Consider the following 7,853-nt stretch of genomic DNA (forward strand, 5'->3'; position numbering starts at 1 on the left):
ATGCGAATAGCATCGCTATTTAAAGAAATTTTACTGCAGAATGAGGGCTTAGGACGACAAAATAAACTAAAGGATAAAATTTAAAACAGTTTCTTAATATTTATATTATTAAGTTATTCATTTGACATCTAAGAACACTCAAAAGAATTGATACAACTCTTTAATTCTGTTCATTAGCCAAATTGATAGCCACCCGTTAGCCTAAAGTCAATATAGAAGGGGTTTATATTTTCAATCACATAGATTCTACCGTGGTCCTTTTTTTGGGGACAAATGTTCACATTTTACAGTATCTCATTATGTTTCATAAAACACTGAGTATATGGTTATTTTTTAGCCTATGCTCTATGGCATTTTCACAAGATTCTTTTCAAATAAAAGGATCTGTGATGAATGCCAGAACCTTACAACCTATAGAAGGTGCCAATATTATTGGTAAAGGTATATTTTCAATTTCATCGGTGACAGGTGCATTCACCATAAACAATGTGGTTAAAGATTCTTGCTCCTTTATTATATCCCATATAGGTTATGTGTCCAAAACAGTTACAGTCATCAAGAAACAAAAAATGGAAACTTTATTGGTTTACTTAAATGAATCTTCCACAACTCTTGAAGAAATTGAAGTACTTGGCAAATCAGAGCGAAGAGTAGTAAAGGAAACACCCATAGTTTCACATACAGTTTCTAAAGAGTTTCTTAATAAGAATAGAGAAAATAGTCTAATGCAGACCCTAAGTAAAATCCCTGGGGTAAGTACAATCAATATTGGTTCGGGGCAATCTAAACCAGTTATTAGAGGCTTGGGATTTAATAGAGTCTCTGTTGTGCAAAATGGTATAAAACACGAAGCTCAGCAATGGGGTAATGACCATGGGCTGGAAATAGACCAATATGGTATTGAAAATATACAAATCATAAAGGGTCCTGCATCTTTGGTTTATGGTTCGGATGCCATTGCAGGTGTCGTAGATATTCAGCCTAATAAAATACCGTTCCATAACGCTCTCAATGGAGAAGTAAATGTTCTAGGAGAAACCAATAATGATCTATTAGGTGTTTCTGCGGCTATTGAGACAAGAAAGGAAAAATGGTTTTATCGAGGACGTCTTACTTATAGAGATTATGGGGATTATAAAGTACCTACGGAAAGAATTAATTACGAGAATTACATTTTTGAATTACATAATAACAATTTAAGGAATACCGCAGGAAAAGAAGCCAATGCTAGCTTTAGTATTGGTTATGTTTCAGATCATATAACATCGGAAACTTTTTTTAGTAATGTAAATGCTAAAAACGGTTTTTTTGCTAATGCTCACGGCTTAGAAGTCAGAACCTCCAACATCGATTACGATAGTTCTAATAGAGATATCGACCTTCCTTTTCATAGAGTAAATCATTTTAAAATCACCAACAATACTTCAGTAACTACAGGTAAGCATACTTTGCATTTTGATTTGGGCTTTCAAAATAATCATAGAGAAGAACATTCAGAACCTGTTCCTCATGGCTATATGCCAAAACCATCAAATAGTAAAGAGCGGGAATTTAATAAGAATACCTATTCGCTAAACGTAAAAGATAAATTTAAACCTAATACGCAGCATGACTTTGTTACAGGTATAAATGTAGAATTTCAAGATAATAATATCGGTGGATGGGGATTTTTGATTCCAGAATATAACCGTTTTACTATTGGAGCATTTGCTTACGATCAATTTGAGATTAGTTCTGATTTACATTTTTTGGTAGGGATACGTTATGACTACGGATTAGTAGATACCGAATCGTATTACGATTGGTTTCCATCCACTATAAATAATAGTGATGGATCTACATCGTATGTGCATTTGCAAAGAGCTCAAAATAAAACTTTAAATTTTGGAAATATCAGTGCTTCCACTGGGCTTAGTTACATTCGAAAAAAAACGACCTATAAACTAAATATTGGTAAAAGTTTTAGAATGCCTTTAGCCAATGAATTGGCTTCAGATGGAGTCAATTATCATATGTACCGTTATGAAAAAGGAAATCTGAACCTAGATCCTGAAGAATCGTATCAATTGGATATTGGTATAGACCATACAACAAAACAAGTCTCGGTTGGAATAAGTCCTTTTGTTAATTTTTTTAAAAACTATATTTATTTAAATCCAACTTCAAATTACTATGAAACCTTACAAATTTATGAATATACACAAGCTAAGGTTTTTAGGTTTGGAGGAGAAATAAGAGCAAGTACTACCCTATTCAAAAACCTACAACTAGATGCGTCTGCAGAATATGTGTTTTCCAGACAAACCAGTGGCGCTAAAAAGGATTTTACATTGCCTTTTTCACCGCCATTATCAGGACTATTTTCTGCCAATTATCAATTTAAAAAAATGCTCTTTTTTGATAAACCGCAATTTATTGCTGACTATAGAATTACGGCAGCACAAAATGAAATTGTACCTCCAGAAGAAAAAACGGAAGGTTATCAAGTATTAAATATATCTCTTTTAACAGAAATGGATTTATTTAAAAATAATCTGCCCGTTGAAATGCGTGTGAAACTAAACAATGTATTCAACACCAAATATTTCGACCATACCAGTTTTTACAGACTAATAGATGTTCCTGAAGCTGGAAGAAATTTATCAATCTCTTTAACAATACCCTTTAATAAATAGTAAACATTAATAATTAAACACATGAAAACAAACATTATGAAAACAAATTTTAAATTTTTAGCTATTATCGCTTTTCTAGGACTCTTTTTGAACTCTTGTAGTAGTGATGACGATACTATCGACCCTAACGCAGATAAGAACCCAGAAAGGTTTGAAAATATTGAAATAGGAAATACTTCCTTCGAAGTACCGCAGTACAATGTAGACTTACATACTGAATTTGACTATACCGGCGAAAACAAGGTTACAAAAATCTATTATGATATTAATCCAATAAATGTAAGTGACCCTAATGATGGGGAGGCAAAGTGGATAGTATCTAGTCATTTGGTTAACGAAGATTATTATGCAGGGCAATTGAATCCACATATACATTATCATATATATTTTGATCCAGAAAATGAAATTTTCCCAGAAGTAAGACCAGCAGAAGGAACTTATAGTTTAAAAATCACGGTGGTTGAAGAAGATAATTCGGAAAGTATTATTACAAAGCAATTTGAAATCGTTAAAAAGTTTTCAGAAATGGAAATAGGCACTAACAATGAAGTAAAAATAGGAAGTGATGCACTAGATGTTAAATTTAAATATGATGCAGGGAGCAATACTGTTAGCGAAGTAAAATACGAACTATGGTTCGAAGAATGGAGAGAAGGACAAGATGTAGCAATCGGTGAATGGGATAATACAATAATAATATTGCCAACAAATCTCTACGAAAATCAAAGTATCCCAAATATTAATTTTCCTTTAGAAATTAATCCTGATTCCCCTCTTGGAAATTATTGGCTAAATATATATGTAAAAGAATCGGGAGAAAACGAGGCTGTAAAACTATCTATTCCATTTAGTATTGTGGAATAAGCATATTAGATTTTATGTATTGAAGATAATATGCAAGCGTATAAGGCATAAACATATAAACAAAATAATAAATCATACCGCAAAGCAATTAATGCTTTGCGGTTTAAACTTTAGAAAATGAGATTTACACCAAAATATTATTTCTTTATTTTATCTATACTGCTAATAGCTTCATGTTCAAGTGACGATAATGTAGATAAAGACGAAGAAAAACCTACTATTAGTGTTAATTACAACGAAGGGTTTCCTCAAGGCTGTGTGCTACTTGTAAAAGGAGAAACGTATAATTTTAGAGCTAAAGTTACCGATAATAAGGCATTAGCTTCTTATAGTATAGATATACACAACAACTTTGACCATCATACCCATGATGACCAAGTAACCGAATGTGATTTAGAAGATATCAAACAAGCAATAAACCCATTAATTTTTATAGAAAATTATTCTATAGAGGATAATTTGACGAGCTATGAAATTAATACCCCTATAACGATACCTAGTGATATAGATGCTGGAGATTATCACTGTGCCTATTCTGTAACAGATCAAACTGGTTGGCAAGCTAGAACATCAATAGATATAAAAATTATTGAGTAAAATCATAAATACAATGAAAAAATTACCCGTAACCGTATTAAGTGGTTTCCTTGGTGCTGGAAAAACCACATTGTTAAATCATATTTTACACAATAAACAAGGCTTGAAAGTGGCTGTAATTGTTAACGACATGAGTGAAGTTAATATTGATGCCCAGTTTATTGAGAATGAAAATACACTTTCTAGAACCGAAGAAAAGTTAGTGGAAATGTCTAACGGATGTATTTGTTGTACGTTGCGTGAAGATCTTATGCTAGAGGTAGAAAAATTAGCCATTCAAAATAAGTTTGATTACTTATTGATAGAAAGCACAGGAATTAGCGAACCTATTCCAGTAGCCCAAACTTTTACGTTTGAAAGTGAAGATGGTAAAATAGACTTAAGCAGATTTAGTTTTATAGATACTATGGTTACGGTTGTAGATGCTTTTAATTTTTTAAAAGATTTTTCTAGTTCTGATTACCTTGCTACTAGAGAACTGACCAATATTGAAGGAGACAATAGAACCATTGTAAATTTATTAACAGATCAAATTGAATTTGCAAATGTGATCATTCTCAATAAAATAGATCTTGTAACGGAGCATCAACTTAAAGAACTTAATATGATTATTAAGAAATTAAACCCTGAAGCTCTTATTCTTCCTGCTAACCAATCAAAGGTTGAATTAAAAAAAGTGATAAACACAGGTTTATTTGATTACGACAAAGCTGAAGCTTCTGCTGGTTGGATACAAGAACTCCAAAACGAGCATACTCCTGAAACGGAAGAATATGGTATAAGTTCTATTGTCTTTAGAAGTAAAAAACCTTTTCATCCAGAACGTTTCTTAACTTATCTTAATACTGATTTTCCTCAAAACATTATACGTAGTAAAGGATTATTCTGGTTAGCATCAAGATCTGGTCAGGCTTTAGTGTGGAGTTCTGCTGGAGGCTCTTGCAAGGCTGATTCTGCTGGAGTTTGGTGGGCTTCCATGCCTTATAATGAGAGACTAAATTATGCTGTGTTTAATGATAATAAAAACCAAATAGAAAGTGATTGGGATCCCGTATTTGGAGATAGAAAAATAGAGTTAGTGTTTATTGGGCAAAGTTTAGAAAAAGAAAAAATGATGCTCCAATTAAACAACTGTTTGCTTACTAATGATGAGATATTATTGTGGAAAAATCAATTATTTCATCAAAAAGATCAATGGCCTATTGCTAGATAAAAAATAAAGCTCAATATTTTTTTAAATGATACAAACAAACAACCTCACATTTCATTATAAAAAAGAGAAACATCTTTTTAGTTTTCCAAATATAGATTTAAAAGAGAGAGAGAATTTACTCATCTTAGGTAAATCTGGAATAGGAAAAACAACCCTCTTACATCTTTTAGCAGGTCTTTTAACACCTATTAGTGGAAAAGTAGTTGTTGGAGGCGTTGATATTCATTCTATCTCTTATTCAGAATTAGATAAATTTAGAGGGCAAAATATTGGACTTGTATTCCAAAAAAAACATGCTATTCAATCTTTGAACGTTGTAGAGAATTTACATGCTCGTCTTTTTCTTAGTAGAAAACCTATTAGCAATACTATTATAGATTTTTTATTGGAGCAATTAGATGTAAGTGACTGTAAAACTAGTACAATAAATACCCTTAGTGAAGGGCAATCACAGCGTTTAAGTATTGCTATGGCTGTGGTACACAACCCGCAAGTTATTTTAGCCGATGAACCTACCTCTAGTTTAGACGATGCGAACTGTAAGGTTGTCATAGAGCTGCTAATAAAACAAGCTAAGCTTACCAATGCCAATCTAATTGTTATTACCCATGACCACAGAATTAAGCCATTATTTTCAAATTCAATTACATTATGAATATTTGGAGTATTAGCTTAAAAAATATAAAGTCTAAACCCTTATATACTTTTTTAAGTATTTTCATATTAGCTCTAAGTATAACTCTTCTTTTAGGAATTAGGCAATTAGAAACTTCTTTTAAATATCAAATGCAAAATAACCTGGGAGAGATAGATTTGGTTATTGGTGCTAAAGGAAGTCCTTTACAGCTCGTTTTGGCTTCCGTACTGCATATGGACAACCCAACAGGAAATATTTTATATGAAGATGCAAAAAAAATAGGTAAGAGTCCTTTTATAAAAACTGCTGTCCCTATTTCGTATGGAGATAATTATAAAGGCTATAAAATTGTGGGCACGACAGCCAATTTTGCAACGCTTTACAATGCAAAATTAGAAAAAGGAAGTGCTATAAAGAAATCGATGGAAGTAATACTAGGTTCTACTGTAGCAGAACAATTACAACTCAAAATAGGAGACACTTTTCTAAGCTCTCATGGGTTATTAGAAAATGATATAGACATACATTCCGAACATTTAACTATAGTTGGCATATACCAGCCTACCAATAAAATAATAGATCGTTTGATTGTTACCAGTTTAGAGAGTATATGGCATGTTCATCAAGAAGAAGAACATGAAAAAGACGAAAATCATTTGGAACATCATGAAAACCACGAGAAGGAAAAAGAAATAACTTCTTTATTAGTTTCTTTTAGAAGCCCTTCTGCCCTTTTAACACTTCCGAGAAAAATTAATAAAGACACTAATATGCAAGCTGCATTACCAAAATATGAGTTGGAAAAATTATACCGATATACAGGTGTTGGTCTTAAAACAATTTCTTGGATAGCATATATGATACTTATTATTTCTTGCATCACTATTTTTGTTAGCCTTTATAAAATGGTAAAAGAACGCGCTTTTGATTTGGCACTTTTGCGAACCTATGGAGCTAGTAATTTTCAATTGACACGAATGATTGCTTATGAAGGATTAATAATTGGGTTGTTTGCATTTCTTTTAGGGTTATTAGTATCGAAAGTAGGACTATACTTTATGCTTAGAATAATGGAAACTGAATATCAGCAAAACATACTCCAAAAACTACCATTACAAGAATTTTTACAAATAGGGTTATTAGTAGTGGTAATGATTGCTTTTTCTATTTTATTGGCCATATACCCCATCATGAAAATGAATATATCAACTACGTTAAGCAATGAAAAATAAAATTATAATTACGCTAATGCTTCTATCTTCCTACGTCAGTTTTAGTCAGAAGAATATAACTTGGGAAGATTTAGCAAAAGTGGAATTTATAGAAAAATTTTTTCCTTCTTATGGAGAACATTTTTTGTATCCAAAATTTTCAGATTCTGTAAAGTCATTGGAAGGAAAACGGGTGACTATTACAGGCTATTTCTTAAATATAGACCCTCAAGGAAAATTACTAATACTATCTAAAGGCCCTATGTCGTCTTGTTTTTTCTGTGGAATTGGTGGCCCAGAAACCGCTATGGAATTACAATTTACGTCTAAGAAAACCTTTAAAACAGATGCTATAATAACGGTTACAGGGATATTGGAACTTAATGCGGATGATGTAGAGCATTTTAATTATATCCTAAAAGAATGTGAAGCATTATTGGTTAAATAAAGTTTATTCGTAGTAGTACTAAAAAAAGGTCTTAATATATCTTGAAATTGAAAATATAAAAAGACTAATTAACGTGAATCTTGTTTAAGCCGCCCATAAACAAAGTTGGTTAGTTTCAATTGGAGTTATATTTAAAGAAGGCTTTTTAGGAAAGAAACAATAAGCAGTCAGTCCCGAAATAAGGTTGACCAAAAAACCTTTAACAGAA

Annotated in this window: 7 protein-coding genes and 1 pseudogene; 7 read left to right on the plus strand and 1 reads right to left on the minus strand. The window is 31.9% G+C overall.

Annotated elements, in window-relative coordinates; translation table 11 throughout:
- The first annotated feature begins 347 nt into the window (after positions 1-347).
- The 7 genes from Q4Q35_RS06465 to Q4Q35_RS06495 all read left to right on the plus strand — a co-directional run bounded on the left by Q4Q35_RS06465 (position 348) and on the right by Q4Q35_RS06495 (position 7,645).
- Positions 348-2,675 (plus strand): TonB-dependent receptor, encoded by a 2,328-nt coding sequence (locus tag Q4Q35_RS06465; RefSeq protein WP_303277135.1) that lies wholly within the window; start codon positions 348-350, stop codon positions 2,673-2,675.
- 36 nt (positions 2,676-2,711) lie between these two features.
- A complete protein-coding gene (locus tag Q4Q35_RS06470) occupies positions 2,712-3,539 on the plus strand; it encodes a hypothetical protein (protein WP_303277136.1) in 828 nt (275 codons plus the stop codon).
- Between the two features lie 117 nt (positions 3,540-3,656).
- The gene (locus Q4Q35_RS06475; RefSeq protein ID WP_303277137.1) at positions 3,657-4,136 is read left to right on the plus strand and encodes a DUF4625 domain-containing protein; all 480 of its coding nucleotides are present in this window, start codon (positions 3,657-3,659) and stop codon (positions 4,134-4,136) included.
- A gap of 13 nt (positions 4,137-4,149) precedes the next feature.
- Positions 4,150-5,349, plus strand: a complete 1,200-nt coding sequence (locus Q4Q35_RS06480; RefSeq protein ID WP_303277138.1) for a GTP-binding protein — start codon at positions 4,150-4,152, stop codon at positions 5,347-5,349.
- Between the two features lie 25 nt (positions 5,350-5,374).
- Positions 5,375-6,004, plus strand: coding sequence for an ATP-binding cassette domain-containing protein (locus Q4Q35_RS06485; RefSeq protein ID WP_303277139.1), 630 nt, complete (start codon positions 5,375-5,377; stop codon positions 6,002-6,004).
- A complete protein-coding gene (locus tag Q4Q35_RS06490) occupies positions 6,001-7,218 on the plus strand; it encodes an ABC transporter permease (RefSeq protein ID WP_303277140.1) in 1,218 nt (405 codons plus the stop codon). Before Q4Q35_RS06485 ends, Q4Q35_RS06490 begins: the two co-directional genes overlap by 4 nt.
- Positions 7,208-7,645: a hypothetical protein gene (locus tag Q4Q35_RS06495; RefSeq protein ID WP_303277141.1), complete on the plus strand. Its 438-nt coding sequence runs from the start codon at positions 7,208-7,210 to the stop codon at positions 7,643-7,645. Before Q4Q35_RS06490 ends, Q4Q35_RS06495 begins: the two co-directional genes overlap by 11 nt.
- A gap of 84 nt (positions 7,646-7,729) precedes the next feature.
- Here Q4Q35_RS06495 and Q4Q35_RS22480 read toward each other — a convergent pair.
- Positions 7,730-7,853, minus strand: a pseudogene (locus Q4Q35_RS22480) (IS982 family transposase); the annotation flags it as partial.

It is taken from the genome of Flavivirga aquimarina (assembly GCF_030540835.1).
Classification (GTDB): domain Bacteria; phylum Bacteroidota; class Bacteroidia; order Flavobacteriales; family Flavobacteriaceae; genus Flavivirga; species Flavivirga aquimarina.